The sequence below is a fragment of the Kitasatospora sp. NPDC004272 genome (genome assembly GCF_053603035.1).
The window spans coordinates 65008-91977 of sequence record NZ_JBSGET010000007.1; the positions used below are offsets into that span (position 1 = coordinate 65008).

Sequence of the window (26970 nt, forward strand, 5' to 3'; positions counted from 1 at the left end):
TTCGGAAACCGCCGGGGCCCTGCCGTGCTACCGATCAGGCGTCACTTCCGGACGGGAGAGACCTTGATCATGGCTTCCAGGTCGTTGTGCGACTGCCACAGCACCTCGATCTGGGTGCGGGTGTCCGGGACCTGCACGCCGCTGTACGGGTTCTCGCTGAACCAGTACTTGGTGGTGTGGTCGTTGAAGACCGTCACCCCGCGCGAGCTCGGGATCTTGGTGAGCGCGTCGGCCTTGTGCAGGCTCAGGCCGTCGGTGCGCTCGGAGCCGAAGGTCGCGTCGTACGACTGGAAGCGCGGACGCATCAGCGTGCCGTCGTTCCACTTGATCGGCGCCGGGTGGGCGTCGACCGGCAGGATCAGGCCCTGGCCCGGGTGGTTGGCCACGTTGTTGTCGGACTGCGAGGAGTCCCACAGCCAGATCAGGACGCCGTTCTGGTTGGCGTAGTGCTCCACCCAGTCCGGACGCGCGGCCGAGCCGAAGTTGTACGGGCCGGTCTTCAGCGTGGTGTCGTACGAGACGTACTGGCGGTTCTCGACCAGGTAGTGCTGGTCGTAGTCCTTGGCGAACTTGCCGGAGATCCGGGAGAAGCCCGCGGCGGTCCAGCCGTTGTCGCCGTTCTCGGCGCCGTCGGTGAACAGGGCCGCGCCGTTCGCGGTCACCGCGATGTTGTCCAGGGCCAGGCCCTTGTAGTGGACGCCGCCGTCGGTGGTGTTGCGGAAGCGGATCTTGACGGCCTGCCCGGCGTACGCGTCCAGCGGGAAGGACAGGTCGCCCCACGCGCCGTTCGTGCTGCCGTTGATGGCACTGTCCGGCAGCGCGGCGCCGTTGAAGGTGCCGGCCAGCGCGGTCCAGTTCTTGCCGCCGTCGGTGGAGACCTCGGCGTACGCGTAGTCGTAGTCCGTCTCCAGCTCGTACCAGGCCTTCGCGGTCAGCGTGGCCGAGCTCTTGCCGGTCAGGTCGAGGTCACGGGTCAGCGTGACGTTCAGGTCGTCGGCGCTGCCGCTCCACCACTCGTTGCCACCCTCGAACGGGGTGTTGATCTCGGTGGTGACGGTCTTGGCCGGCAGGTCGACGACCAGGCCCTGCTTGCGCTTGGTGTTGTACTCGACCGGGCCGAGCAGCGACAGCGAGGTCTGGCCCGCCTTGGCGGTGTCGTAGTTCAGCCAGCCCAGCTTGAGCTTCGACCAGACGTCCAGGTCGTTCGGCATGTCGCCGATCTCGTTCTTGCCCTCGCCCAGCCAGGAGCCGGAGGACATCAGCGACCAGAAGCCGACCGAGTTGTCGACGCCGGGGGTGCCGGTGGTGTCGTACAGGTCCGGCAGGCCGAGGTCGTGGCCGTACTCGTGGGCGAACACGCCCAGGCCGCCGTTCTCCGGCTGCATGGTGTAGTCGCCGACCCACAGGCCGGTGGCGCCGATCTGGGTGCCGCCGAGCTTGTTGTCGTCCGGGCCGGTCTTGCCGGCCTGGTTGGCGTACACGTAGGAGCGGTGCGCCCACAGCGCGTCGGTGCCCTGGACGCCGCCGCCGGCCGACTGGTCCTCGCCGGCGTGGACGATCTGGAAGTGGTCCAGGTAGCCGTCCGGCTCGTTGAAGTTGCCGTCGCCGTCGTAGTCGTAGCGGTCCCACTGGTCGTACTGCGCCAGGTCGGCCTTGATCTGGGCGTCGGTGCGGCCCTTGGCCTTCTGGTCGGCGACCCAGGCGTTGATGCCGTCGCGGATCAGGTCCTGCGCGTTGGCGCAGACGTGCTGGCCGCAGTAGTCCGAGCCGTAGCGGGCCTCGTTCCACGGCACCCGCACCCAGTCGGTGACCAGGCCGTCGACCGAGTACCGGCCGGAGGACTGGCGCTCGTAGTACGTCTTCAGCGAAGGCTTGTCCTTCGCGAAGTAGATGTCCTGGTAGTGCGCCTGGTTGTAGTCCGCCTGCCAGGCCGTCGAGTTGTCGTTCTTGCGGTCCGGGGCGGCGATCTGGTTGCGCGCCGGGCCCGGGGTGCCGCCGTACTTGACCTTGCCGTCGGCGGTCGTGGTGGTGTTGTCCACCTGGTCGCCGAAGTCGACGAGGATCGTGAAGATCTTGTCGGTGCGCTCGCGGGAGAGCTCGACGTACTTGTCGCGGCCGAGCTTGATCGAGGAGCCGTTGCCGTGCTTCTCGACCTTGGCGGTGCCGTTGACCAGCTGCTCCACCGCGGCGGTCTGCTCGGCCTGCTGCTTGGCGGCGAGCGGGCTCTGCAGTTCGCGCGGGACGCTGTCGTTCTGGATGACGTCGGCCGGGTCAGTGATCGTCGTGGTCGCCGGGGCGGCGGTCGCCGTGCCCGGGAGCAGTCCGGCGCCCAGTGCGGCGGTCACCGCGACGGCGGCGGAAGCCGCGACAGCCCTCTTGGTTATTTTCAACGTGGTGACGTCCTCCCCTTACCGGTGGGGCTGGTGGCCGGACCGGTGAACCAATGCAAGACAGGTGGACGACATTTGACCCAAGGTCCGGTAAAAAAGAAAGACCTTGACCATGGCATGGCCACGCCGCTATGCTCCCGCAACTCGTATCGACTGACGATCCGTCAATCTACCTGCGCATCCTGCCCGGCAAGGGTCGATCGTGCCCGCACCGCGCCGTGTCGCACCCGTTCGGCGGCCCCGCGGCCCCGCATTCACAGCACACGGAAACCTAAACAGTTTTTCAACTGAAAAGCCGGACGCGAAAAAGCCTCCGCCCCCGACCTGGCCAGGTCGGGGGCGGAGGCTTGCGAAACGCTTTGTGCCGCTATTACTTCGTCAGATCCGGACCGGCCGCCGAGACCGCCGCCGGAGTGTCCGCCACCGGGGACTTCTCCTCGCCGCGGAAGGTGAACTTGGCTTCCTTGCCCTCGCCCTCCACGCCGACGACCACGATGTGGCCCGACCGCAGCTCACCGAACAGGATCTTCTCGGACAGGTGGTCCTCGATCTCCCGCTGGATCGTGCGGCGCAGCGGACGCGCGCCCAGGATCGGGTCGTAGCCGCGCTTGGCCAGCAGGCTCTTGGCCTCCGGGCTGAGCTCGATGCCCATGTCCCGGTCCTTCATCCGCTGGTCGACCCGGGCGATCATCAGGTCGACGATCTCGATGATGTTCGCCTCGGACAGCTGGTGGAAGACCACGATGTCGTCGACGCGGTTGAGGAACTCGGGGCGGAAGTGCTGCTTGAGCTCCTCGCCGACCTTCGCCTTCATCCGCTCGTAGCCGGCCTGGACGTCACCCGTGGCCGCGAAGCCCAGGTTGAAGCCCTTGGAGATGTCCCGGGTGCCGAGGTTGGTGGTCATGATGATGACCGTGTTCTTGAAGTCCACGACCCGGCCCTGGGAGTCGGTCAGGCGACCGTCCTCCAGGATCTGCAGCAGCGAGTTGAAGATGTCCGGGTGGGCCTTCTCGACCTCGTCGAAGAGGACGACGGAGAACGGCTTGCGGCGCACCTTCTCGGTGAGCTGGCCGCCCTCCTCGTAGCCCACGTACCCGGGCGGGGAGCCGAACAGCCGGGAGACGGTGTGCTTCTCCGAGAACTCGGACATGTCGAGCGCGATCAGCGCGTCCTCGTCCCCGAACAGGAACTCCGCCAGGGTCTTGGACAGCTCGGTCTTACCGACGCCGGACGGGCCGGCGAAGATGAACGAGCCGCCGGGGCGCTTCGGGTCCTTGAGGCCGGCCCGGGTGCGGCGGATCGCCTGGGAGAGCGCCTTGATGGCGTCCTCCTGGCCGATGACCCGCTTGTGCAGCTCGTCCTCCATGCGCAGCAGGCGCGAGGACTCCTCCTCGGTCAGCTTGAAGACCGGGATGCCGGTGGCGGTGGCCAGGACCTCGGCGATGAGCTCCTCGTCCACCTCGGCCACGACGTCCATGTCGCCGGCCTTCCACTCCTTCTCCCGCTTGGCCTTCGCCTGGAGCAGCTGCTTCTCGTTGTCGCGCAGCGACGCGGCCTTCTCGAAGTCCTGCGCGTCGATCGCGGACTCCTTCTCCCGGCGCACCTCGGCGATCTTCTCGTCGAACTCGCGCAGGTCCGGCGGCGCGGTCATCCGGCGGATGCGCATCCGGGAACCGGCCTCGTCGATCAGGTCGATCGCCTTGTCCGGCAGGAAGCGGTCCGAGATGTACCGGTCGGCCAGGGTGGCGGCGGCGACCAGGGCGGCGTCGGTGATCGAGACGCGGTGGTGCGCCTCGTACCGGTCGCGCAGGCCCTTGAGGATCTCGATGGTGTGCGGGAGCGAGGGCTCGGCGACCTGGATCGGCTGGAAGCGGCGCTCCAGCGCGGCGTCCTTCTCCAGGTGCTTGCGGTACTCGTCCAGCGTGGTGGCGCCGATCGTCTGCAGCTCGCCGCGGGCCAGCATCGGCTTAAGGATGGAGGCGGCGTCGATCGCGCCCTCGGCGGCGCCCGCGCCGACCAGGGTGTGCAGCTCGTCGATGAACAGGATGATGTCGCCGCGGGTGCGGATCTCCTTGAGCACCTTCTTCAGGCGCTCCTCGAAGTCACCGCGGTAGCGCGAACCGGCCACCAGGGCGCCGAGGTCGAGGGTGTAGAGCTGCTTGTCCTTCAGCGTCTCCGGGACCTCGCCCTTGACGATCGCCTGGGCCAGGCCCTCGACGACGGCGGTCTTGCCGACGCCGGGCTCGCCGATCAGCACCGGGTTGTTCTTGGTGCGGCGGGACAGCACCTGCATGACCCGCTCGATCTCCTTCTCGCGCCCGATCACCGGGTCGAGCTTGGCCTCGCGGGCGGCCTGCGTCAGGTTGCGGCCGAACTGGTCGAGCACCAGGGAGGTGGAGGGGGTGCCCTCGGCCGGGCCGCCGGCGGTGGCGGACTCCTTGCCGCTGCCGGTCTGGTAGCCCGACAGCAGCTGGATCACCTGCTGGCGCACCCGGTTGAGGTCGGCGCCGAGCTTCACCAGGACCTGGGCGGCGACGCCCTCGCCCTCGCGGATCAGGCCGAGCAGGATGTGCTCGGTGCCGATGTAGTTGTGGCCGAGCTGGAGGGCCTCGCGGAGCGACAGCTCCAGGACCTTCTTCGCCCGGGGGGTGAAGGGGATGTGGCCGGACGGGGCCTGCTGGCCCTGGCCGATGATCTCCTCCACCTGCTGGCGGACCGCCTCAAGCGAGATGCCGAGGCTCTCCAGCGCCTTTGCGGCGACACCCTCGCCCTCGTGGATCAGGCCCAGGAGGATGTGCTCGGTGCCGATGTAGTTGTGGTTGAGCATCCGGGCTTCTTCCTGTGCCAGGACGACAACCCGCCGCGCGCGGTCGGTGAACCTCTCGAACATCGTTAATCGCTCCTCAGAGCGGTCGGTCAGTTCGGGGGCCGTCCCCGCCCTGTCCTTCCGCATGCTAGTCCCGCTCAGCAGCGCGGCTACGGAACTCCCACGGAGCGGGAGCAACATGCTGCGCGACCAGCCGACACCTTTCCCAACCTGATGCTGGGAGACGGTGTTCCCAGCGGCGGGCCCGATGCACCGGATCCCGCTACGCCAACGGCGAACACGGTTCGGTGGAACCGGTCCACCGGCCCGCGGCGTGCTGCGTCCGGGCTCGTGCGACCCCGTCCACCAGCATTCATACCCGGTAATCCGGCGGGTTTCGCGCGGTTTCCGCGGGGTGCTTGTTCGCCTGGCGAGAAGTCCGCCGACCCGGCCCCGGGGGTGACGGGCCGTCAGGTCGGTCGCGGGTGGCGTACCGCCGTACCGGTGGCGGCCGCGTGACCGCCCGGCCCCTCCAGCGTTGCACAGGTCGTGACCCGTCCGCCGCCCGCCGTCCCGGCCGCACCGCCCGCCGTCCCGGTCTGGCGCGGATCGGACCGGGTGACCGTGCCGCTGGGGCCGGGGCGGGCCGCCCTGGGCCGCCTGGAGCGGCTCGGGCACGGCACCGGGCCGGTGCTGCGGGAGGCCGGCCTGGCCGTCTTCCTGCTCGCCCCCGGAACCGCCGAGCCGGTGCCCGAACTGCTCGGCTGGCTCGGCTGGGGCCCGGAGCTGCGGCTGCCCATCGAGGCCCGTGCGGCGCACCCGGGAGACCCCCGGGTGCCCGGACCGCGGACCGCGCGGTGGCTGCGGGCCGGGACCGGACGCCCCGCCCTCGACCTGCGCTCGCCCGGCCTGCTCTGCCTGCTGGACGCCCTGGCGGACGCCTGCGCGCGGGAGCGGCTGGGCCTGCCGCCCGCCCGCTGAGGGCCGCTCGGGCCCCGTTCCCGCCCCGCTCGGTCAGGAGGCGTGGGCCCGCTCGTACGCCTCGCGCACGTTGCTCGGGACGCGGCCGCGGTCGTTGACCGGGTGGCCGTTCTCCTTCGCCCAGGTGCGGATCTTGGCGGTGTCGGCCTGGCCCGCCGCGGCGGCCCGCCCGGCGCTCCGGCCGCCACCGCTGCCGCCGCGGCGGGGGGCGGTCAGCCGGCCGCTCTGCTTGCGGCCCTTCTCGACGTACGGGGCGAGCAGGCCGCGGAGCTTGTCCGCGTTGTCGCTCTTCAGGTCGATCTCGTAGGCCACGCCGTCCAGGGCGAACGTCACCGTCTCGTCCGCGGATCCGCCGTCGAGATCGTCTTCCAGAATCACCTGAACCCTCTGTGCCACGGGCTTCCCTTTCCGCGATAACGATCCATTGCCTAGAGAAAGGAAAGCGTCTTTCACCGGAAAACACAAACCCCTGTGTCGCAGGTCGCGTCCGTGGGCATGTCTCACAGGTGCAGCAGCATCCGCGAGTTGCCCAGCGTGTTCGGCTTCACCCGCTCCAGGTCGAGGAACTCGGCGACGCCTTCGTCGTACGAGCGGAGGAGTTCTTCATAGACTTCCGTGGCCACGGCCGCCGGGTCTGCCGTACGATCGTCGTTTTCGCCGATCTCGACGAAGCCGTGTTTCGAGAAGAACGGAACCTCGAACGTCAGGCAGAAAATCCGACGGACGCCGAGCCAGCGCGCGGTCTCCAGCAGCTTGTCGAGCAGCTGGTGCCCGATACCGAGCCCCTTGCAGACCGGGTCCACCGCCAGGGTGCGCACCTCGGCGAGGTCCTCCCACATCACGTGGAGGGCGCCGCAGGCCACCACCCGGCCGTCCTGGTCGCGTTCGGCGACCCAGAACTCCTGGACGGATTCGAACAGGGTGACGGTCGGCTTGTCGAGCAGAATGCCGTTGCGGGAGTAGGTGTCGATGAGCCGGCGGATGGCCCGCACGTCGGTGGTCCGCGCACGGCGGATGGTGACCTCCATGCCGGGGAACGTTATCGTGCCGCGGGCGGTGGGGTCTCCTCGGTGTCGACGCCCGCCACCCGCAGCGCGTCGCGCAGCCACTCGCGCTGTTCCGGCGACATCATCCCGAAGAAGTGCACCAGGGCGGCGGCCGGATTGTCGCTCGTCGCCCAGGCGTCGTTCATCAGTGCCGCGGTGTACGCCTCCCGGGAGGAGACCGGCTCATATCGGTATGCGCGGCCGGTGCGCTCCCGGCGCACCCAGCCCTTTCGATAGAGCTTGTCCAGCACCGTCATCACGGTGGTGTACGCGATTTCGCGTTCCGACCGCAGATCCTGCAGAACCTCCCGGACGGTGACGGGGCGGTTCCACTGCCACACCCGGGTCATGATGTCGTTCTCAAGTTCTCCGAGTTGCCGCACCATAGTGCCGCCAAGGATAGGACCGATGCGGACAAATGGCGGCAAACGGCAAACGCCCGGCGCGCCGTTCCCCGGAGGGGGGAGCGGCGCGCCGGGCGGGATACCGCTATTCGGCGGGGGAACGCGACGCCATGGCCTCGGCCACCGCGTCCTCCTTCGACTTCTGGGCGCCGCCCTGGCTGCGGATGATGGCCCGCACCAGGAAGGCGAAACCGATCGCCATCACCAGCGGCGGGACGATCGCGCTGACGTACTCCATCGGTTACTCCTCGGTCGTGTCGGACTCGGCCGCGTCGGCGGCCTTTTCGTTCCTGGCGTCGCTCTTCGCGGCCTTTTCGGGCTTCACGAGGGGGAAGAGCACCGTTTCGCGGATGTTCTTGCCGGTGAGCAGCATGATCAGGCGGTCCACGCCCAGGCCGAGGCCGCCGGTGGGCGGCATCGCGTACTCCAGGGCGCGCAGGAAGTCCTCGTCCACCTGCATCGCCTCGACGTCGCCGCCGGCCGCCAGCAGGGACTGCGCGGTGAGCCGGGCGCGCTGCTCGACCGGGTCGATCAGCTCGGAGTAGGCGGTGCCCAGCTCGGTGCCGAAGATCACCAGGTCCCACTTCTCGGCGACGCCCTCGATCGAGCGGTGCTGGCGGGTCAGCGGGGAGACCGAGGTCGGGTAGTCCTTGATGAAGGTCGGCTTGATCGCGTGGTGCTCCAGCAGGCGCTCGATCAGCTCCAGGACGATCTGGCCGTGGTCCCACTTCGGGTCCAGGTACTGGTCCAGGTCGTGCTCCTTGGCCAGCGCCCGCAGCTCCTCGACCGAGGTGGCGGGGGTGACCTCGGTGCCCAGGCGGGCGGAGATGCCCGGGTAGACCGAGACCTCCTGCCAGGGCTCGGCCAGGTCGATCTCGTGCTCGGTGCCGTCCGGCCCGACGCCCTTGACCACGGTGGTGCCCAGCGCGTCCCGGGCGGCGTTGACGACGATCTCCCGGATCAGCTCGGCCTGGGTGTCGTAGTCGCCGTACGCCTCGTACGACTCCAGGGCGGTGAACTCCGGGTTGTGGGTGGCGTCGGCGCCCTCGTTGCGGAAGTTCCGGTTGATCTCGAAGACCTTCTCGGCGCCGCCGACCACCAGGCGCTTGAGGTAGAGCTCGGTGGCGATGCGCAGGTACAGGTCGATGTCGTACGCGTTGATGTGCGTGACGAACGGGCGGGCGTTGGCGCCGCCGTGGATCGGCTGCAGCATCGGGGTCTCGACCTCCAGGTAGCCGCGGTCCTCGTAGGTGCGGCGGATCGAGCGGATCACCTTGGTGCGCAGCTGCAGCATCTCGCGCGCCTCGGGGTTGACGATCAGGTCCACGTACCGCTGGCGGACCCGGGCCTCCGGGTCGTTCAGGCCCTTGTGCTTGTCGGGCAGCGGGCGCAGGCACTTCGCGGTGAGCTCCCAGCGGTCGACCATCACGCTGAGCTCGCCGCGCTTGGAGGTGATCACCTCGCCCTCGACGCCGACCTGGTCGCCGAGGTCGATGTCGCCCTTCCAGGCGGCCAGCCGCTCGGCGCCCAGCTTGTCCAGGGACAGCATCACCTGGAGGTCGCCGGAGCCGTCGCGCAGGGTGGCGAAGCAGAGCTTGCCGCCGGTGCGGGCCAGGACCACCCGGCCGGTGATGCCGACCCGCTCGCCGGTGGCGGTGTCCGGGGCCAGGTCGGGGTGCTTGGCGCGGAGGTCCGCGATGGTGGTGGTGCGGGGGAAACCGACCGGGTACGGGTCGATGCCGGCCGCCCGGAGCCGGTCCAGCTTCTCGCGCCGGACGCGCATCTGCTCGGGAAGGTCGTCGGTCGCGGGGAGAGTGCTCTGATCGCTCACCCCACCAGGGTAGCCAGGCTCACGGCCTGCTCCGCCACGGGATATCCGGGCGGCCGCGGACGTGCCGGTTCCCCGGGCCGCCCGTGCGGGCGGCCCGGGGAGCCGGGGAGGTCACTGCTGCGCGCCGGCCTTGCGGCGGCGGGTGACGGCGACCACGCCGGTGCCGAGCGCGATGGCGCCGACGCCCAGGCCGAGCAGGGTGCCGCTGCCCTGGCCGCCGCCGGTGGAGGCCAGGTTGCCGGTGCCGCCGGTGCTGCCGCCGGTCGTGCCGGTGCCGATGCCGGTGCCGGTGCCGGTGGTGGCGCCGGCGCTCGGGCTGGTGCTCGCCGACGGCGCGGCCGACGAGGTGCCCGGGGCGGGCGAAGCGGAGTCGGACGGGGTGGAGCCGGGCCCGGTGCCGGTCGACCCGCTCGGCTGCGGGGACGGCGTGCCGGTGGACGCCTCGCCGCCGAGGGCGACGGTCACCACGTCGTTCGCCTTGTTCGGGTCCCAGGGCTTGCCGCTCTCCTGGCCGTCCTCGCCGATCGACGGGAGGCTCACCACGGCGGAGAGCTTCGCGGCCGGGTCGGCCTCGACGGTGAAGTCGAAGGAGGCCCGGTAGCCGTTCTTGATGTAGGCCGAGGTGTCACAGGTGAAGCTGTTGGTCGGGGCGCCCTGGAGGGTCGGGTAGCAGTTGTCGGGCTTCTGCAGCACCTTGGCCTGCGCGGGCAGTTCCACCCGGACCTTGGCCGGGTGGCTGCCGCTGCGCCAGTCGATCGACGCCGGGCCGTTGTTGACCAGGCCGGCGGTCAGCTTGCCCTGCTTCTTGCCCGCCTCGGGGGCCCAGCTGCCGGTGGCGACGAAGTCCGCGGTGTTGGGGACGGTCGCCCTCAGCGAGATGCCGTTGTCGCGCTCGAAGTCGACCACCCCGTTGGGGCCGCTGCTCTGCGGCGCGTCGAAGGCGACCAGCGGGGGAGCGGAGGCCGGGCCTGGGGTGAAGTGGAACTGGCTCATCCACCCGGTCAGGTCCGGCGCGGTCGTGGTCACGTGGACGTCTTCGTACGGGTAGTACGCGTCGGCGTCGACCTTGAAGCCGATCGGGGTCAGCGTCACGGTCTTGCCGGCCTCCACCTTCGCGGGGAGGGTGCAGATCGCCGCGTCGACGCCGTTCTCGCTGGTGGCGTACTGGCAGTTGGAGAACTGCGACTGGAAGGAGAACTCCATCCCGCCGATGAAGGTGAGGTAGAGCTGGGAGGCGGGCAGCTGGCCCTTGTTGGTGATCTTGATCAGCGGCTTCCAGACGTCGCCGGGCTTGAGGCCCTCGGCGGCCGGGACGTCGTCGACCACCACGTTGCTGCCGCCGAGGGTCACCTTGGTGTCGGCGGAGGCGGTCGCGCCGTCGAACACCGCGCTGGTGCGCAGGACGGCGGTGCTGCCCACGGCGCGCGGGGTACCGGCGGGGGCGTACAGGTAGAGGTCCAGGCCCTGCTTGCCGTCGTACATCGTCAGCGCGTCGCAGGTCAGCACCTGGTTGGCGGTCTGGCAGCGGCTGTCCAGGCTGGCGACCGTGGCGATGCCCTCCAGCGGGGCCAGGTCGACGCTGATCCGGCCCGTGGCGGGCGCCGGGTGGGCGGAGAGCGCCAGGTCCAGGTGGATCCGGGTCGAGTCGCTGCTGTGGTCCGGGGCGCTGGAGTGCGGGTCGACCGCGACGGCGTCGGGGGCCTCGATCTTCAGCGTGCTGTCGGCCGCGTGGGCGGCCGGGGCGACGGCGCCGCCCAGGGCGAGTGCGGCCAGGGTGGTGGCCAGCCCGAGCGAACGGGAGCGCGAGGTGCGCATGTTCCCCCCAAAGGGTTCCGTGTGCACGGTGTGTGCGGGACGACCCTAGGGGGCGGATCCGGCCATCGGAGGTGCTCGAACCGGACACTTCAGGGCAGGGAGGTTCGTATCAGATCGGATCTTTACCGAAATGTTGGCAAAGCAGGCGGGCCCCCTCCGGAGGGAGGGGGCCCGCCTGGTGACGGCGGGTCAGCCGTCGGTGCCGGTGGCGAGTTCGGGGCGCTCCCCGTCGTCCGGCGGGTCCTGGTGGGGGGTCGGGCGGGAGCGGCGGCCGAAGAGTTCGGCGGGGGTCGGCATCCGGCGGGGCCGGGGGCGGTCGGCCGGGTGCGGGGGCTGCTGGTCGCTCATCGGGAACCGTCCTCCAACGGGGGTGGCGGGCTGGGGTTCGGACGCCGGGCTCGGCACCGCCGCGAGGTGGCGCTGGCCGGAACCCAGGGAGAGCCGCTCGCGGACCTCGGCCTCGGCGAGCGCGTGGCAGCGCCCGGCGAGGCGGGAGCGGCGGGACTGCTCGTTCGGTCCGCACGGCTGGCGGGACAGCGAGCGCAGCGCCGACAGGTCCTCGGCGGTGGGCAGGTAGCCGTCGGTGACGGCCTCCTCCAGACGGTCCAGGTAGCCCCCGGCGCTGCCGGGCAGGGCGGCGCGGTAGCGGGTCAGGTCGGTGAGCATGAAGGCGCGCAGCCGCCCGCCCTCCTGGACCGCCTCGTCGATGGACTCGGTCAGCCGGAGCGCGTCCTGGACGTCCTCGGCCCACAGTTCGCCGGCCGCGGCCGGTACCGGGAGCCGGTCGGGGGCGGCCGGGTAGAGGGCTTGGGCGAGGACACGGCGCAGCACCCGGACTTCGTCGGCGCTGAAGGCCATGCCGCCGCGCGATCCGTGTGGCGTTGGCATGGGTCGACACTACGTGGCATACGTCCGACTTATGGCGATTGATGACGTGTTTGTCCCGATTGGCCTATGAGATGGTGCATCTGGCGCCGGGGCGGTCGGGTCAGCGGCGCAGCGCCTCGACCGGCTCCACCAGCGCGGCCCGCAGCGCCGGGTACAGGCCCGCCAGCAGGCCGACCAGGCTGCCCGCCAGCGGGGCGGACAGGACCGTCCAAGGCTGCAGGACCGCGGTCCAGTCCCGGGCCAGGGCGACGCCGACCACCACCGCCACGCCGATCGCGGTGCCGACCAGCCCGCCCAGGGTGCCCAGGACGGTGGACTCGGTGAGGAACTGGGCGGCGACGTGCCGGGGCCGGGCGCCCAGGGCGCGGCGCAGGCCGATCTCGCCGGTCCGCTCCAGCACCGCGACCAGGGTGGTGTTGGCGATCCCGACCGCGCCGATCACCAGGCAGATCGCGGCCAGCAGCAGGAACAGGCCGGTCAGGTCGGTGGAGACGGAGTCGCGCAGGTCGTGCGGGTCGGGCGGGGCCAGCGCGCCGAACAGGCCCGGGTTCTCCGGGCGCAGCGCGGTCGGAGCCTGGGCGGCCACCAGGTCGGCCGCGCCGGTGCGGGTGCGGATCACCATCCGGGCCCGGCCGTTCTCCCCCGGCAGCGGGTTGCCCCACAGGGACTGCGCGGTGGTGGCCGGGACCATCACGTCCAGCATGCTCTCGGGGAGGCGCTCGGTGCCTTCCAGGACGCCGACCACGGTGAAGCCGACGCCGTTGACGAACACCGCCGGGTGGGCGTCCAGTCTGCTGATGCCGAGCCGGGCGGCAGCGGCCGAACCGAGCACCGCGACCCGCAGCTTCCGGTCGCTGTGGAAGGTGTTGTAGACGGTGCCGGTGGCCACCCGGACCTGCATCGCGTCGAACGCCCCGGGGGAGAGCGCCAGTACGCCCAGGCCGGCGCCCGCGCCGGTGCCCGGCGCCGGGGAGCCGGAGACGGTCGGGTCGGTCAGTGGTGCGGCCCAGTACACGCCGGCCGCTTCGGCGCCGTTCAGCCGGGCCACCCGGGTGTCGGCGTCGGCGGGGAAGTCGAGGGCAGCGCGCCGTTGGCCGTTCGGCGCACTGGTCTCCGGGCCCGACCCGACCAGGGTGACGGTGGTGTTGTCCAGGGCGGAGAAGCGCTTGCCGATCTGCCCGGTGGCGCTGGAGGTCAGCCCCAGCACGGCGACGAACGCGCCGACGCCGAGTACCGTGCCGAGCAGGGTGAGCACCGAGCGGCCGGGGCGCTGGATCATTCCGGACAGCGCCTCGCCGAACAGGTCGGCCGGCCGCAGCCGGGACGAGGGCAGGTCGACCGGGCGGCGGCGGGCCCTCACGACCCGCTCGCCGCGGTCGGGCCGGAGGAGTTGATCCGGCCGTCCCGGATGGTGACGGTCCGCTCGGCCCGCCCGGCGACCTCGCGGTCGTGGGTGATCACCAGCAGGGTCAGCCCGTCCGCGTGCAACTCCTCGAACAGTTCCATCACCCGGACCGCGGTGGAGGAGTCCAGGTTGCCGGTCGGTTCGTCGCACAGCAGCAGCGAGGGGCGGTTGACCAGCGCCCGGGCCACCGCGACCCGCTGCCGCTCGCCGCCGGACATCCGGGACGGCAGCGCGTCGAGCCGGTGGCCGAGACCGACCTGCTCCAGTACCTCCCGGGCGGCCGCGGCCCGGCCCGAGCGCGGTGAGTCGTTGTAGAGCTGGGCGAGCATCACGTTCTCCATGGCGGTACGGAACGGCAGCAGGTGGAAGGACTGGAAGACGAAGCCGATCCGGCGGCCGCGCAGCGCCGTGCGGTGCGCCTCGGAGAGCGCGCCGGTGTCGATGCCGTCCAGTTCGTAACTGCCCCCGCTGGGACGGTCGAGCAGGCCGAGCAGGTTCAGGAAGGTCGACTTGCCGGAGCCGGAGGGGCCAACCACGGCGGTGTACTCGCCGCGCCGCACCTCCAGGTCGGAGGGGTGCAGCGCGGTCACCGGGGGCGGGCCGGGGAAGGTCCGGGAGACGCCGCGCATCCGGATCACCGGCACGTCGGCTCCCGACCTGCCGTCGTCCGCGGTCCGGTCCTCCGTCACTTGCCCACCACGACCTGGTCGCCGGGGTTCAGCGCGGCCCCGGTAGCGGGCCGGACCTCGACGAAGTTGTCGGCCACCACGCCCGTCGCCACCTCGACGGTGCGGCGTGCGCCGCCCGGCTCCAGCACGGTCACCGAGGTCCGGCCGTCCACCCCCGAGCTGACCGCCGAGGCGGGGACCGCGAGCACCTCACCCTGGGTGGACGCGGCGACGACGGTGATCCTCACGTCCTGGCCCTCCAGCGCCGGGTCCCAGGGCTGGTCCGGGGTGACGGTGACCGGCACGTACGGGTCGCCGGCCGGGGCGGCCGGCTGCTGGGCGGGGGCGCTCGCACCGCCGGCCTGGCCGGAGCCGGGGGTGACCAGGGTGCCGACCGAGCCGACGGTCGCGGACAGTTGGAGCCCGCTGGTCTCGGACAGCACGGTGACCTTCATCCCCGCCTTCACCAGCGGCGCGTCCCCGGGCAGCAGGTGGCCGGTCAGGGTGAGGCCGCCCGCGGTCAGCGTGAGCACCGGAGCGGTCACCTTGTCGCCGACCTTCGCCCCCACACCGGACACCCGGGCCGGCAGCGAGGGCAGGAAGAGCAGCTCGGAGGCCGGGACCTGCGGGCCGTCCTTGGCCTGTGCCTGGGTCAGTTCCCTCTGCCTGTCGGCCAGATCGGCGCGGGCCCGGGCCAACTGGGCGGAGCCGTCGGCCGCGGGGGAGGCCGGTTTCCCGTCGGTCGTCGCGGTGGGGCCGGGGTGTTCCAGGCCCTGGAGCGTCTGCTTGGCCTGGTCCACCGCCTGCTGGGCGGTCCGGACGGCCGCCGCGGTCTGTTCGCCGGTGTTCGGCACCGGGTAGCCCAGGTGCTGGTACAGCTTGGTCACCGCCGCCTTGGTGCCCGCGCCGAAGGACCCCCGGGCGTCGCCGCCGGACGAGTAGCCGAGCGCCTTCAGCGCGTTCTGCAGCTGGGCGACGTCGCTGCCGGATTCGCCGGGTGCCAGGTCGCGGTAGACCGGGACGTCGCCCGGCAGCACGAACACCGGCCGCCCCGACACCTCGGCCAGGACCTCGGCCTGCCGCACCTCGTCCCCGGCCCGCGCCTTCAGCGCCGTCACCACCGGGGTGCCGCCGCCGGGCCCGCCGCTGCTCGCGGACACCGTGGCCGGCTGCACCGGGAAGGACTGGCCGGCCTGGAACACGCCGCGCAGCACGGTGGTGTTGGACAGCACCCGCTGCACCACCGGGGCGGTCAGGACGCTCGCGGGCGGCGGGGCGGCGTCCGCGGCGGCCTGTTCCGGCGAGCGCACCAGGGTCGACGCCCACAAGCCGCCGCCCGCGATCAGTGCGGCAACCAGCGCCACCGCGACGATCAGCCGCCGACGGCGCTTCGCCCCGGATCCGGTCGCCCCGGCGGTCCCGTCCTGCTCCACCTGCTCCACCTGTTCCACCTGCTTCCCGCTCATTCCGGAGCGGCCGACCGGTCGGCGGCCGTCGGACAGGGCAGCGGCTGCTGGATGTCCGTGACCTTCCACGTCCCGTCCTGCCGGCGGACCGTCATCACGCTGAGCTGCTCCGGCCGGTGGCCCACCTGGTCGACCGGGGCGCCGGCCGCGTCGACGATCACCCAGCCGTCCAGGTCGACGCAGTCGTACAACTGGTAGTAGTCGCCCAGCACCCGCATGCCGATCAGCCGGTGCCGCACCTCGCCGTGCATCCGCTGTCCGGTGGTGCGCAACTGCTCCACCGAGGCGCCCAGGACCGACAGGTTGGGCTCGCCCGCGTGCGCGGCCAGCGGGGCGGCCCGCAGGTCCGCGGCGCGCGCCACCTGCTGCCAGTCGTCCCAGTAGGCCAGGTAGGCGGTGCGGACGTCGCCGGGCACGGTGATCAGCGGTTCGCCGTACGGGCCGGTGACGTCGGCGCTCGGCCGACCGGCGGCCGGGCCGCCGCAGCCGGCAACGGCCGGCAGCGCGGCGAGCGCCAGTGCCAGGACGGCCCACCGACGGGCCGCCCTCACTGCCCGTGCTCCCGCAGGACGGCGGCGGCCTTGTCGAGCTGGTCCTGCACGGCCGCCCGGTACGCCTTCAAGTCGTTGCCGTGCTGGGTGATCAGCTGCTGCTGGATGGCACTCTGCACGCCGAAGGCGATGCCGGACAGGTTCGTCTGCTTGGTGCAGGCGACATCGGCCTTGGCCGTCTCGATCTCCCGCGGCGTCGGGGTCGGGCCCCAGGACTCGGTCGACAGGCTCTCCGGGTTGCTGTAGGCGTAGCCCCGCTGCTTCATGCAGTCGGCCCACTGGGCGATCGCGGCGACCACCCGGCCGTCCGACTTGGTGCGGTTGTCGGACTGGCCCGTCAGGTCGCCGTACACGTTGGAGGTGGGGACGGGCTTGTCGCCGCGCAGCTTCCGGTCCGCCTCGCCGGAGCAGCCGCCCGGCGGGACGTTGCCGCCCGCCTGCTGGGTGCTGTCGAGCGAGGCCTGGCCGCTCAGCGCGGTGAACTCGGCCGGGTCGAGCTTGCCGGTGGACTTCTTCACGCCGTCCCCGGTGTCCGGGCTGTGGAAGCCGAAGCGGGCGGCCTGGTCCGCGTCGAGGAAGCCGTACGGGGTCGGCATGCTGACGGTCCGGGCGGTCATGTCGTTGACGGTCGGCTTCCAGGCGGCGAAGCCGAGTCGCTTCATGCAGTCCTGGGTCAGCAGTCCCGTGGCCTTGGCCAGGGTGTTGGACTCCTGCGGAGTGCTGGCGAAGGCGGCCAGCGGCAGGACCTGGGTCTCGGCCAGCGTGGTGGGCGTCGGCGTGCTGCTCAGCGACGGCGGTGCGGCGGGGGCTGCGGCTCCGCCTCCGCTCCCGGGGGCGCCGGACTTCCCGGACGAGGAGCAGCCGGTGAGCAGGGCGAGACCCGCGACGACGGAGACCAGAGCAGTGCGGCGGAAGGACCTCAAGACTGTTCCTCGGGTTGGGGGCCGGATAGGCTCGGGCCGCGCGCCCTTTTTCGCCCCAATTGCAGTGGGGCGAAAAAGGGCGCGCGGCTACGCGGCGGTGATCAGCAGTGAGTGGTCTGGCCCGTGTACGCGTTGGCGATGTAGTTCTCCGAGACGTAGCCCCGGACGCCGGTGGCCCGGTCGGTGCTGTCGTCCCAGGCGGCCAGGCCGTTCACGCTGGTGCCCAGGGTCCAGCACCAGTCGTTGGTGCCGTGGCCGGGGTAGCCCACGCCGTAGATCGTGCCGCTGGTGTAAGGGGTGCTGCGGATGTTGGCGGCGGTGGTGTAGTCGCTGTAGAACACGGCGTTGGCCGTGCCGGCGCCGAGGGCCACCGTGGCCAGCACGGCGGCCGCGACGGAAGCGATGCGTCCGGTACGGGAGTTCAACATGATGAGACCCATCTCCTGTTGCTGGTAGGGAAGTTGGTGCATCCCGGTGGGATGACGCCATTCCAGCAGAGGGCCCCTGGGGCGGACAGTGTCCTCAGGTACAGTCCTGGATTCCGTTCAATAGGGCGACTTGCGCCAGTTTGACCCGGGAATCGAGACCGAGTTGATCGAAAAGGGCGGCGGTGTGGGCTTTTACGGTTCTTTCCTCGATGTGCAGGACCCGGGCGATCTCCTGATTTGAAAGATCTTGTCCGATCAGGGCGAGAACCTCCCGCCGACGCTCGCTGAGCTGCCTTATCCGGTGCGAAGCGTCCCGCAATCCGGACAGGTGACCATGCGTCAATTGAATGCCGCGCTCCACGAGTTCCCCCCTCGACCCGCCGCCGAACGGCGGTGCGTGACCGACTCCGGCGAGTATCGCACGGCGACAGGAGGGGTACGCACGGCTTTGCCATTGTTTAAGGCGGCGGGTGGAGGGGCGCGGTGCGCGCCTTTCCGGGCGGCGGTCAGGCGGTGGCCGGGCGGTTGCGCTCGAAGATCAGCCGCAGGCCGATCAGGGTCAGCCAGGGCTCGTGCACGTCGATCGAGTCGGCCTCGCCCAGGACCAGCGGGGCCAGGCCGCCGGTGGCGATCACCTGGACGTCGTTCGGGTCCTTGGCGAGCTCCTTGGCCATCCGGTTGACCAGGCCGTCGACCTGCCCGGCGAAGCCGTACAGGATGCCCGACTGCATGCCCTCGACGGTGTTCTTGCCGATCACGTTGCGCGGGCGGGCCAGCTCGATCTTGCGGAGCTGGGCGCCGCGGGCGCCCAGCGCCTCGACCGAGATCTCGATGCCGGGGGCGATCGCGCCGCCCACGTAGTCGCCGCGCGCGTTGATCGCGTCGAAGGTGGTGGCGGTGCCGAAGTCGACCACGATGCACGGGCCGCCGTACAGGTGGTTGGCGGCCAGCGCGTTGACGATCCGGTCCGCGCCGACCTCCTTCGGGTTGTCCATCAGCACGTGGACGCCGGTCTTCACGCCCGGCTCCACGATCACCGCCGGGACGTCCCCGTAGTAGCGGCGGGTCACCTCGCGCAGCTCGTGCAGCACCGCCGGGACGGAGGAGCAGATCGCCAGGCCGGCCACCCGGTCGTCCGCCGAGACGATCGGGTGGGCGCCCATCAACCCCTGGAGCAGCACCGCGAGTTCGTCCGCCGTGCGGCGCGGGTCGGTGGAGATCCGCCAGTGCTCGACGATCTCCTCGCCGTCGAACAGGCCGAGCGTGGTCTGGGTGTTGCCGACGTCGATGGTGAGGAGCATGGGGCGCTTTCTGCTTCGAAGGGTCAGGAGCTGCGGAGGTCCAGGCCGATGTCGAGGATCGGTGCGGAGTGCGTCAGGGCACCGACGGCCAGGTAGTCGACACCAGTCTCCGCGACCTCGCGCGCGGTGGCCAGGGTCAGGCCGCCGGAAGCCTCCAGCTTCGCCCGGCCCGCGACCAGGGCGACCGCCTCGCGCAGCTGCTCGGTGGAGAAGTTGTCCAGCAGGATCAGGTCCGCGCCGGCCTCCAGGACGGGGGTGATCTGCTCGACGGTGTCCACCTCGACCTCGATCGGCAGCTCCGGGAACGCCTCCCGGACGGCGGTGAACGCCTCGGCGACGCCGCCCGCCGCGACCACGTGGTTGTCCTTCACCAGCGCGGCGTCGGAGAGCGCCATCCGGTGGTTGGCGCCGCCGCCGGCCCGCACCGCGAACTTCTCCAGCGCGCGCAGGCCCGGGGTGGTCTTGCGGGTGTCGCGGACCACCGCGCCGGTGCCCTCCAGGGCGTCCGCCCAGGCCCGGGTCGCGGTCGCGATGCCGGACAGGTGGCAGAGCAGGTTCAGCGCGGAGCGCTCGGCGGTGAGCAGGTCCCGGGTGCGGCTGCGGACCGAGAGCAGCACCTGGCCGGGGGCGACGAGCTCGCCGTCCTCGACGTGCCGCTCGACCTCGAACTCCTCCTCGCAGACCAGCGAGACGACGGCCTCCGCGACCCGCAGGCCGGCCACCACGCCTGCCTGGCGGGCGGTGAAGTCGGCGGTCGCGACGGCCTCGGCCGGGACGGTCGCCACCGAGGTGACGTCCTCGCCGCCGGCCAGGTCCTCGGACAGGGCCATCATCGCCACGTCCTCGACCTCGACCGGGTCCAGCCCGGCGTCCTCCAGCAGCGCGGCGAGCGCCGGGTCGAGACCGGTCTCGTACTCCTCGCCCTCGCCGCACGCGCAGCCGTCGCCGCAACCGCCGGACTCGGAGGACAGGAGGGGGAGTTCGGAGTGGGACATGGTGGGTGGGCTCCAGTTTCGGCGGGGTGGGCGGGGAGGGGGGCGTCAGTCGGCGAGCGGGTGGACCACGTGGCGCTGCCAGTGGGCGTCGTCGCGGTCGGGGAAGTCCTCGCGCCAGTGGCAGCCGCGGGTCTCCTCGCGCAGGGTGGCGGAGGTGGTGAGCGCGGTGGCGACCTGGTGCAGGTTGGTGGCCTCCCAGGTCTCCACGGACGGGTCGGCGCCGTCGGCCAGCGCGGCCAGGCCCTTGGCGGTGGCGGCCAGCGAGTCCGCGGAGCGGATCACGCCCGCGCCGGTGGACATCAGGCGCTGGATCTCGCCGCGGGCCGCGGCGGGCAGCAGCGGGACGGGCGTCGCGGCGCGGGCCGCGTCGGTGGTGACGGTGCGGGCCGGGAGCCGGCCGGCGGCGTTCAGCGCGGCCAGGTCGGCGGCGATCCGCTCGGCGAAGACCAGGCCCTCCAGCAGCGAGTTGGAGGCCAGCCGGTTGGCGCCGTGCACGCCGGTGCAGGCCACCTCGCCGCAGGCGTACAGGCCCGGGACGGTGGTGCGGCCGTGCAGGTCGGTGCGGACGCCGCCGGAGGCGTGGTGGGCGGCCGGGGCGACCGGGATCGGCTCGGTGACCGGGTCGATGCCGTTGGCCCGGCAGGCGGCCAGGATGGTGGGGAAGCGGTGCTCCCACATCGCGGCGCCGAAGTGCCGCCCGTCCAGGTACATGTGCCGGGTGCCCTTGGCGTGCATCCGGCGGACGATCCCCTTGGCGACGATGTCGCGCGGGGCGAGCTCGGCCAGTTCGTGCTGGCCGACCATGAAGCGCACCCCGTCCGCGTCGACCAGGTGGGCGCCCTCGCCGCGGACCGCCTCGGACACCAGCGGCTGCTGGCCCTTGGCGTCCGGGCCGAGCCAGAGCACGGTCGGGTGGAACTGGACGAACTCCAGGTCGGTGACCTCGGCGCCGGCCCGCAGGGCGAGCGCGACGCCGTCGCCGGTGGAGACCGCCGGGTTGCTGGTCGCCTCGAAGACCTGGCCCATGCCGCCGGTGGCCAGCACCACGGCGCGGGCCAGGATCGCGCCGACGCCGTCGCGCTGGCCCTCGCCCATCACGTGCAGGGTGACGCCGGAGGCGTGGCCGTCGGCGTCGGTCAGCAGGTCCAGCACCAGGGCGTGCTCGATCAGTTCGAGGCCCGGGTCGGCCTCGATCGCGGCGACCAGGGCGCGCTCGATCTCGGCGCCGGTGGCGTCGCCGCCCGCGTGCGCGATCCGGCGGCGGTGGTGGCCGCCCTCGCGGGTCAGCACGATCTCGCCGTCCTCGTCGAGGTCGAACTCGGCGCCCGCCTCGATCAGCCGGCGCACCGCGTCCGGGCCCTCGGTGACCAGGGTGCGCACCGCCTCCTCGTCGCACAGGCCGGCGCCCGCGACCAGGGTGTCCTGCAGGTGCTGCTCGGGGGTGTCGCCCTCGCCCAGGGCGGCGGCGATGCCGCCCTGGGCCCAGCGGGTGGAGCCGTCGTCCAGCACCGCCTTGGTGACCACCATGGCCCGCAGGCCGGCCTTGCGGGCGTTGAGCGCGACGGTGAGCCCGGCCACGCCGGAGCCGATCACGACCACGTCGGTGATCGTGGTCCAGCCGGGGGCGGGGGCGGTCAGGCGGTACGGCATGGGTTCAGCTGCTCCTTCAGCGCGCGACGGCGTCGGCCGCGTCGTTCGGACCACCGTACGCGGCGTCGCCGCGCAGCAGTCCGCTGCCCTCGGGGGCGTCCGCGGGGTCGCCGCCGAGGCCGGTGATCCGGTTGCGCTCGTCGACGAAGACCACCTTCGGCAGGTACGCCTTGGCCTCGGCGGTGTCCATCTGCCCGTAGGCGATCAGGATCACCAGGTCGCCGGGGTGGACCAGGCGGGCGGCGGCGCCGTTGATGCCTATGACGCCGGAGCCGCGCGGGCCGGCGATGGTGTAGGTCTCCAGCCGGGCGCCGTTGTTGATGTCGACGATGTGGACCAGCTCGCCGGGGAGCAGGTCCGCGGCGTCGAGCAGGTCCTCGTCGACCGTCACCGAGCCCACGTAGTGCAGGTCGGCCTGGGTGACGGTGGCACGGTGGATCTTGGACTTGAGCATGGTGCGGAACATGGGTCACGCCTCCTGTGAGTGCATGCCTGGTGGTGCGTACCGGTGGTGGACGGGGCGGGCGGGACCTCGGGAGGCCGACCGCCCCGGGGTGTCCGGGCTAGCGGACGATGACGCTCACGTTGTCGATCAGCCGGGTCGAGCCGACCCGGGCCGCGACGGCGAGCACCGCCTCGCCCTGGAAGTCGTCCGGCGCCTCGGTGAAGGACAGCGGATCGATCAGGGCCAGGTAGTCGGGGGAGACGCCGTCCGCGCCCTCCAGCACGGCGGCGGCCGCCGCGCGGACGGCCTCGGGGCCCTGCGCGCCGGCGTCCCGGCCGGCGAACAGGGCGCGGGAGAGGGCGAGCGCCCGGGTGCGCTCGTCCTCGGAGAGGAAGCGGTTGCGGGAGGACAGCGCCAGGCCGTCCTCCTCGCGGACGGTCGGGACGCCGACGACCTCCACGTCGAAGTCCAGGTCGGCGACCATCCGGCGGATGATCGCCAGCTGCTGGGCGTCCTTCTCGCCGAACACCGCGAAGTCCGGGTCGGTGATGTGCAGCAGCTTGGCGACGACGGTCAGCATCCCGTCGAAGTGCCCCGGGCGGGAGGCGCCCTCGAAGCCCTCGCCCATCGGGCCCGCGGAGAGCCGGACCAGCGGTTCGCCGTTCGGGTACATCTCGTCCACGGACGGGGCGAACACCACGTCCGCGCCCATCTCCTCGGCGAGCGCGACGTCCGCCTCCAGCGAGCGCGGGTAGCGGTCCAGGTCCTCGCCGGCGCCGAACTGCAGCGGGTTCACGAAGACCGTCACGGCCACCCGGCCGTCCTGGCCGACCTGGCGGCGGGCCTCGCGCACCAGCGCCGCGTGGCCCCCGTGCAGCGCGCCCATGGTCATCACCACGGCGTTGTCCACCGGCTGCTCGTCCGGCCAGAACGCGGCCTCGAACTCCTCCACGGTGCGGGTCAGCACCGCCTTGCGGACCTTCGCCGCCTTCGGGGCCTTCGCCGGGCGCCTGTCGCGTGCCATCAGTGACTCTCCTCGTTCAGTACGTCCAGCAGCGCCGCCGCCGGTTCCGGCTTCAACGTGCCGTTGGCCACCGCGCGTTGCGCGGTCGCCCTCGCCATCGCCCGGTACGCCCGGCCGATGTCCGGGGTCACCGTAGCGAGTCGGTCCAGGTGCTTGCGCACCGTCCCGACGTCACCGCGGGCCACCGGGCCGGTCAGTGCCAGGTCGCCCGAGCGCAGGGCGTTGTCCAGGGCCGCGCCCAGCAGCGGGCCGAGCATCTGGCCCGGCTCCTGCACGCCGGCCGTGCGCAGCAGCTCCATCGCCTGCGCGACCAGCGTGACCAGGTGGTTCGAGCCGTGCGCGAGCGCCGTGTGGTAGAGCGGCCGGACCTCCTCGGGGATCCAGGACGGCTCGCCGCCCATCTCCACCACCAGGGCCTCGGCGACCGGGCGCAGCTCCTCCGGGGCGGTCACCCCGAACGGGCAGCCGGCCAGCCGGGCCACGTCCACCGAGGTGCCGGTGAAGGTCATCGCCGGGTGCAGCGCGAGCGGCAGCGCGCCGACGCGGGTGGCGGGCTCCAGCACGGCCACGCCGTGCGCGCCCGAGGTGTGCACCAGGAGCTGGCCCGGGCGGACGGCACCGGTCGTCGCCAGGCCCTGCACCAGGTCGGGCAGGACGTCGTCCGGGACGGTCAGCAGCACCAGGTCCGCCGCCGCCATCACCTGCGGCGGCGTCACCAGCCGGACGCCGGGCAGCAGGGCCTCGGCGCGGCGGCGGGACGCGGCGGAGACGCCGGACGCGGCGACCACGCGGTGGCCCGCGAGCTGCAGGGCGGCGCCCAGGGCGGGGCCGACGCGGCCCGCACCGAGAACGCCGACGGCGAGCCGGGCGGGGCGGTTACCGGGGTCGGAGGGGTCTCCGAAGTCGGGCAGCACTCTTCCGTTCCAGTCCTCTAGGGGTACCAGACGTACCGGTCAATGGTACGGGGGTTTCCGGGCCGCCCACCCACCCGTGCGCCGACGGCCCGCGTGGGCGGAGGAGGGGACGGGGGAGTGTCGACGGCCCGCGGAGGTGTGGGTGGGTGCCGGGGGCGGATGGGCAGGTGCGGCGGGGCGGGGGGCTGGGCGCGCAGTTCCTCGCGCCCCTGGCGGGGTGAGGGGTGAGGGGTTGGGGTGTCGGCAGCCCGCGTGGGCGGAGGCGTGGGCGAGTGTTGGGAGCGGGTGGGAGCGCGGGCGCACCTGGGCGGGAGGCGCACGGGTGGGTGGGCGGGGCGGGGGAGCGGGCCCCCGTCAGGGGGTCTCGCCGGCCCGGACGAGCCCGTTCTCGTAGGCGAGGACGACGGCCTGGACGCGGTCGCGGAGGGAGAGCTTGGCGAGGATGCGGCCGACGTGGGTCTTGACGGTGGCTTCGGAGAGGACCAGGCGGGCGGCGATCTCGCCGTTGGAGAGGCCCTGGGCGACCAGCAGGAAGACCTCGCGCTCGCGTTCGGTGAGCGGGGCGAGGACGGCGGAGCCGGGGGTGCTGGCGGGGGTGGGGAGGACCTCGGCGAAGCGGTCGATCATGCGGCGGGTGGTGGTCGGGGCGACCACCGCGTCGCCGCCGTGCACCGAGCGGATCGCGGCGACCAGTTCGGTGGGCGGGACGTCCTTGAGCAGGAAGCCGGAGGCGCCGGCCTTGAGCGCGGCGAAGGCGTACTCGTCCAGGTCGAAGGTGGTGAGGATGAGGACCCGGGGGGCGCCCTCGACCGGGGCGCCGTGGTCGTCGAGGCAGATCCGGCGGGTGGCCTGGACGCCGTCGAGCCTGGGCATCCGGACGTCCATCAGGATCACGTCGACCTCGGCGGTGCGCAGCACGTCGACGGCCTGCTGGCCGTCGCCCGCCTCGGCGGCGATCTCGATGTCGCCCTGCGACTGCAGGACCATCCGGAACCCGGTGCGCAGCAGTTCCTGGTCGTCGACGAGCATCACGCGGATCGGCATGCGGGTCGGGTCTCCTTCTTCGTTCATCTGGCTTCGTTCATCTGGACGCCTTGAGGGGGAGGACGGCCCGGATCCGGAAGCCGCCGCCGGGCCGGGGGCCGACGTCCAGGCTGCCGCTGACCATGCCGACGCGTTCGCGCATGCCGATCAGGCCGTGGCCGAGTCCGTCGGTGCCGCCGGAGAGCTGTTCGCGGGTGGAGCCGCGGCCGTCGTCCTCGATCAGGACTTCGAGGTCGCCGTCCCGGAAGTCGACGGCGACCCTGGCGCGCGCGTCGGGGCCGCCGTGCTTGCGGACGTTGGTGAGGGCCTCCTGGACGATCCGGTAGACCGTCAGCTCCAGGCCGCGGGGCAGTTCGCGGACCTCGCCGGTGGCGCGGTAGTCGACCTGGAGGCCGGCCCTGCGGACCTGCTCCAGCAGGTCGGGCAGCTCCTCGACGCCGGGCTGCGGCACGTACTCGCCGGCGGTGTCGGCGGTGCGCAGCACGCCCAGCAGGCGGCGCATCTCGGCGAGCGCCTGCCGGCCGGTGGAGGCGATGGTGCCCAGCGCCTCCTTGGCCTGCTGCGGGGAGGCGTCCAGCACGTAGGCGGCGCCGTCGGCCTGGACGATCATCACCGAGACGTTGTGCGCGACCACGTCGTGCAGCTCGCGGGCGATCCGGGCGCGCTCGGCGGCGACCGCGACCTGGGCCTTGGCGTCGCGTTCGCGCTCCAGCCGGGCGGCCCGGTCCTCCAGCTCGACCAGGTAGGCGCGGCGGACCCGGGTCAGCCGGCCCCAGGCCCAGCAGAGCACGAACGGGGTGGTCATCAGGACGGCCATGAACACCGTCAGGTAGCCGCTCTGGTGCTGCTCCGAGGGCGCCAGCCGCCACAGCGTCAGCGGCCCGGCGGCCAGGCTGGCGGCCAGCGCCAGCCTGGACGTCCAGGCGCGGCCGAACGCGGCGCCGGTGTAGCCGAACACCAGGTAGGCGATGCTGGAGACGTTGGGTTCGACGCGGAGCGCGACCTGGCCGAGGCCGAGCGCGACGGCCGCCGCGGTGGTGGCGTCCGGCCAGCGGCGGCGCACCACCATCAGGGCGGGCAGCACGAGGGCGACCGCGACGCCGGTGTAGTGCTTCCAGGAGGGCAGCGGGGCGTCCGGCAGGCCGTTGGACTCGACCGCGGCGAGCACGCCGAGCATCAGCACCAGCAGCGCCCAGGCGGAGTCGACGACCATCGGGTGTCGGCGGAGCCAGGCGTTGAGTCGATGCACGCCTCCAAGCCTAGGGAGTCCGCGGGGCCGTTCTGCTCCGCCGCGAGGGCGATCCGGGGCTACTCCCCAAGGTGGAGGCCGGCCCCGTCCGGGTAACGTCGTCCGCCATGACACGGATGCGGTGGCGGCCCGCGATCGAACACGCCCTGTACCGGCCGGACGGCGGCTTCTACCGCCGCCCCGAGGGCCCCGCCGGGCACTTCCGCACCTCCGTGCACGCCTCCGCGCTGTTCGCGGCCGCGGTCGCCCGCCTGCTGGCGGGGGTCGACGCGGCGCTCGGCCGCCCGGAGCGGCTGGACTTCGTGGACGTCGGCGCCGGGCGCGGCGAACTCGTCCTCGCGGTGCGCGACCTGCTGCCCGCCGGGCTGCGCGGGCGGGTGCGGCTGCGGGCGGTGGAGCTGGCCGACCGGCCGCCCGGCCTGCCCGCGGAGGTCGACTGGTCGGCCGACCTGCCGTCCGGCGTCCGGGGCCTGCTGTTCGCCAACGAGTGGCTGGACAACGTCCCGCTGGACGTCGCCGAGCCCGGCCCGGACGGGCGGCTGCGGTACGTCGAGGTCGAGCCGGACGGGACCGAGCGGCTCGGCGGGCCGCTGGCGGCGGCGGACGCCGCCTGGGCCGGGCGCTGGTGGCCGGACGGGCGGCGGATCGAGTCATGGACTTCGGCCGCATCACCCTCGACGAGGACCTCATCCTCTACCTGTTCGGCACCCCCGGACAGGACCGCTTCTGGTTCATGTGGGACGACC

23 protein-coding genes and 4 pseudogenes are annotated in these 26970 nt (G+C 72.4%); 3 read left to right on the forward strand and 24 right to left on the reverse strand.

Annotation, left to right across the window (positions count from 1 at the left end; translation table 11 throughout):
* Positions 1–41: 41 nt before the first annotated feature.
* Together ACWEO5_RS04375 and ACWEO5_RS04380 are read right to left on the reverse strand one after the other, a co-directional pair.
* A complete protein-coding gene (locus tag ACWEO5_RS04375; protein WP_452160011.1) occupies positions 42–2390 on the reverse strand; it encodes an immune inhibitor A domain-containing protein in 2349 nt (782 codons plus the stop codon).
* 370 nt (positions 2391–2760) lie between these two features.
* The gene (locus tag ACWEO5_RS04380) at positions 2761–5280 is read right to left on the reverse strand and encodes an ATP-dependent Clp protease ATP-binding subunit (protein WP_033213778.1); all 2520 of its coding nucleotides are present in this window, start codon (positions 5278–5280) and stop codon (positions 2761–2763) included.
* Between the two features lie 465 nt (positions 5281–5745).
* Between ACWEO5_RS04380 and ACWEO5_RS04385 the strand changes: the two genes are divergently transcribed.
* The gene (locus ACWEO5_RS04385; RefSeq protein WP_452160013.1) at positions 5746–6177 is read left to right on the forward strand and encodes a hypothetical protein; all 432 of its coding nucleotides are present in this window, start codon (positions 5746–5748) and stop codon (positions 6175–6177) included.
* A 33-nt stretch (positions 6178–6210) separates the two neighbouring features.
* Here ACWEO5_RS04385 and ACWEO5_RS04390 read toward each other — a convergent pair whose 3' ends face one another.
* The 22 genes and pseudogenes from ACWEO5_RS04390 to ACWEO5_RS04495 all read right to left on the reverse strand — a co-directional run bounded on the left by ACWEO5_RS04390 (position 6211) and on the right by ACWEO5_RS04495 (position 26224).
* Entirely contained in the window at positions 6211–6573 is a 363-nt protein-coding gene (locus ACWEO5_RS04390; protein ID WP_344554327.1) for a histone-like nucleoid-structuring protein Lsr2, read from the reverse strand.
* Positions 6574–6677: 104 nt separating this feature from the next.
* Positions 6678–7205: an amino-acid N-acetyltransferase gene (locus ACWEO5_RS04395; RefSeq protein ID WP_344554325.1), complete on the reverse strand. Its 528-nt coding sequence runs from the start codon at positions 7203–7205 to the stop codon at positions 6678–6680.
* A gap of 11 nt (positions 7206–7216) precedes the next feature.
* Positions 7217–7609 (reverse strand): BlaI/MecI/CopY family transcriptional regulator, encoded by a 393-nt coding sequence (locus ACWEO5_RS04400; RefSeq protein WP_344554323.1) that lies wholly within the window; start codon positions 7607–7609, stop codon positions 7217–7219.
* Positions 7610–7712: 103 nt separating this feature from the next.
* Positions 7713–7865, reverse strand: coding sequence for a hypothetical protein (locus ACWEO5_RS04405; RefSeq protein WP_344554322.1), 153 nt, complete (start codon positions 7863–7865; stop codon positions 7713–7715).
* A 3-nt stretch (positions 7866–7868) separates the two neighbouring features.
* Positions 7869–9449: pseudogene (lysX, locus tag ACWEO5_RS04410) on the reverse strand (bifunctional lysylphosphatidylglycerol synthetase/lysine--tRNA ligase LysX); the annotation flags it as partial.
* A 120-nt stretch (positions 9450–9569) separates the two neighbouring features.
* Complete coding sequence (locus tag ACWEO5_RS04415; RefSeq protein WP_452160016.1) at positions 9570–11273, reverse strand: hypothetical protein; 1704 nt, start codon at positions 11271–11273, stop codon at positions 9570–9572.
* Between the two features lie 189 nt (positions 11274–11462).
* Complete coding sequence (locus ACWEO5_RS04420; RefSeq protein WP_452160018.1) at positions 11463–12161, reverse strand: hypothetical protein; 699 nt, start codon at positions 12159–12161, stop codon at positions 11463–11465.
* A 100-nt stretch (positions 12162–12261) separates the two neighbouring features.
* Positions 12262–13521, reverse strand: a complete 1260-nt coding sequence (locus ACWEO5_RS04425; RefSeq protein WP_452160020.1) for an ABC transporter permease — start codon at positions 13519–13521, stop codon at positions 12262–12264.
* Complete coding sequence (locus ACWEO5_RS04430; RefSeq protein WP_452160043.1) at positions 13518–14195, reverse strand: ABC transporter ATP-binding protein; 678 nt, start codon at positions 14193–14195, stop codon at positions 13518–13520. The genes ACWEO5_RS04425 and ACWEO5_RS04430 overlap by 4 nt, the downstream gene beginning before the upstream one ends.
* A 56-nt stretch (positions 14196–14251) precedes the next feature.
* Positions 14252–15685, reverse strand: a complete 1434-nt coding sequence (locus tag ACWEO5_RS04435) for a peptidoglycan-binding protein (protein ID WP_452160022.1) — start codon at positions 15683–15685, stop codon at positions 14252–14254.
* Positions 15686–15696: 11 nt separating this feature from the next.
* Positions 15697–16251, reverse strand: coding sequence for a hypothetical protein (locus ACWEO5_RS04440; RefSeq protein ID WP_452160024.1), 555 nt, complete (start codon positions 16249–16251; stop codon positions 15697–15699).
* Positions 16248–17174, reverse strand: a complete 927-nt coding sequence (locus ACWEO5_RS04445; RefSeq protein WP_452160026.1) for a hypothetical protein — start codon at positions 17172–17174, stop codon at positions 16248–16250. Before ACWEO5_RS04445 ends, ACWEO5_RS04440 begins: the two co-directional genes overlap by 4 nt.
* A 101-nt stretch (positions 17175–17275) precedes the next feature.
* Positions 17276–17602 carry a hypothetical protein gene (locus ACWEO5_RS04450; RefSeq protein WP_452160028.1) on the reverse strand — a complete coding sequence of 109 codons (327 nt, stop codon included), beginning with the start codon at positions 17600–17602 and terminating at the stop codon, positions 17276–17278.
* 94 nt (positions 17603–17696) lie between these two features.
* Positions 17697–17963, reverse strand: coding sequence for a response regulator transcription factor (locus ACWEO5_RS04455; protein ID WP_452160030.1), 267 nt, complete (start codon positions 17961–17963; stop codon positions 17697–17699).
* Between the two features lie 145 nt (positions 17964–18108).
* A complete protein-coding gene (locus ACWEO5_RS04460; RefSeq protein ID WP_344559098.1) occupies positions 18109–18903 on the reverse strand; it encodes a type III pantothenate kinase in 795 nt (264 codons plus the stop codon).
* Positions 18904–18926: 23 nt separating this feature from the next.
* Positions 18927–19898, reverse strand: a complete 972-nt coding sequence (nadC, locus tag ACWEO5_RS04465; RefSeq protein WP_452160033.1) for a carboxylating nicotinate-nucleotide diphosphorylase — start codon at positions 19896–19898, stop codon at positions 18927–18929.
* A pseudogene (locus tag ACWEO5_RS04470) lies at positions 19883–21548 on the reverse strand (L-aspartate oxidase); the annotation flags it as partial. The pseudogene ACWEO5_RS04470 and the gene nadC, both read right to left, overlap by 16 nt.
* A gap of 16 nt (positions 21549–21564) precedes the next feature.
* A complete protein-coding gene (gene panD / locus ACWEO5_RS04475) occupies positions 21565–22014 on the reverse strand; it encodes an aspartate 1-decarboxylase (protein WP_344559104.1) in 450 nt (149 codons plus the stop codon).
* A 97-nt stretch (positions 22015–22111) separates the two neighbouring features.
* Positions 22112–23017 carry a pantoate--beta-alanine ligase gene (gene panC, locus ACWEO5_RS04480; RefSeq protein ID WP_452160035.1) on the reverse strand — a complete coding sequence of 302 codons (906 nt, stop codon included), beginning with the start codon at positions 23015–23017 and terminating at the stop codon, positions 22112–22114.
* Positions 23017–23931 (reverse strand): Rossmann-like and DUF2520 domain-containing protein, encoded by a 915-nt coding sequence (locus ACWEO5_RS04485; RefSeq protein ID WP_452160037.1) that lies wholly within the window; start codon positions 23929–23931, stop codon positions 23017–23019. Before ACWEO5_RS04485 ends, panC begins: the two co-directional genes overlap by 1 nt.
* Before the next feature lie 354 nt (positions 23932–24285).
* Positions 24286–24975, reverse strand: coding sequence for a response regulator transcription factor (locus ACWEO5_RS04490; RefSeq protein WP_344559110.1), 690 nt, complete (start codon positions 24973–24975; stop codon positions 24286–24288).
* 37 nt (positions 24976–25012) lie between these two features.
* A complete protein-coding gene (locus ACWEO5_RS04495; RefSeq protein WP_452160039.1) occupies positions 25013–26224 on the reverse strand; it encodes a sensor histidine kinase in 1212 nt (403 codons plus the stop codon).
* 107 nt (positions 26225–26331) lie between these two features.
* Between ACWEO5_RS04495 and ACWEO5_RS04500 the strand changes: the two are divergent.
* Together ACWEO5_RS04500 and ACWEO5_RS04505 are read left to right on the forward strand one after the other, a co-directional pair.
* Positions 26332–26862, forward strand: a pseudogene (locus tag ACWEO5_RS04500) (SAM-dependent methyltransferase); the annotation flags it as partial.
* A gap of 14 nt (positions 26863–26876) precedes the next feature.
* Positions 26877–26970 (forward strand): annotated as a pseudogene (locus ACWEO5_RS04505) (ATP/GTP-binding protein); the annotation flags it as partial.